The organism is Actinoplanes subtropicus, assembly GCF_000721705.1.
GTDB lineage: Bacteria > Actinomycetota > Actinomycetes > Mycobacteriales > Micromonosporaceae > Actinoplanes > Actinoplanes subtropicus.
Window position 1 is genome coordinate 1 of sequence record NZ_JOJL01000140.1, and the last position, 876, is coordinate 876.

General features: G+C 68.5%; 1 protein-coding gene. It reads right to left on the reverse strand.

Going from position 1 to position 876, the window contains the following annotated elements; genetic code table 11:
- Positions 1-33: 33 nt before the first annotated feature.
- A partial coding sequence (locus tag IH26_RS0152520; RefSeq protein ID WP_034218340.1) for an IS3 family transposase occupies positions 34-876 on the reverse strand: 843 nt, incomplete at its 5' end.

The following is an 876-nucleotide window of genomic DNA, read 5'->3' on the forward strand; positions in this document are numbered from 1 at the left end:
TGAAGTTCCACCCCGGGACCGGACACCGGAGTTTCATGCCGCGAGGGCGATGGGTGGACGATAGCAGATACGTGCTTCGCGTGGTGTCTGGTAATTCGCGGTGGAATGCAATCGTTTGTTGTTGTAGTAGTTGATGTAGGCGAACACCTCCCGGCGGGCTTCGGCGCGGCTGGCGAAGACGCGGGTGCCGATCTCGGCTTTGAGGGTGGCGAAGAACGACTCGGCGACGGCGTTGTCGTAGCACGACCCGGTCCGGCCCATCGACGGTCGCATGTGCAGCCTGCTCAGCGTGGCTCTGAAGTCCTTCGATGTGTATTGGCTGCCGCGGTCGGAGTGGAAGATCGCGCCGGGGCGGACCAGGCCGCGCCGGTGGGCCAGTGCGACGGCGTCGCTGACGAGGTCGGCGCGCATGTGGGTGGCCATGGCGTGCCCGACGATCTCCCGGTTGAACAGGTCGATCGTGGTGGCCAGGTACAGCCAGCCCTCGGCGGTGGGCAGGTAGGTGATGTCCCCGACCAGCCGCACACCTGGGACGGGTGCGGTGAAGTCACGGCGGATCAGGTCCGGCGCCGGAGCGGCCTTGGCGTCGGGCTTGGTCAGTGACCGCCGCCGGCGGCGGGTGATCCCGGCGATCCCGCGTTCGCGCATGACCCGCTCGACGCGTTTGCGGTTGACCCGTAGCCCGCGGCGGCGCAGCTCAGCGGTGATCCGCGGCGACCCGTAACCGCGGTGCTCGGCCTGGATCTGCCGGATCAGCGTGGCCAGGTGCTCGTCGTCGTCCTGGCGGGCCTGCCTCGCCGGTTCAGCGGCCAGCCACTCGTAGTAGCCCTGCCTGCGCTGGACCGCCAGAACACGGCACAGCCGCGTCACGCCGTA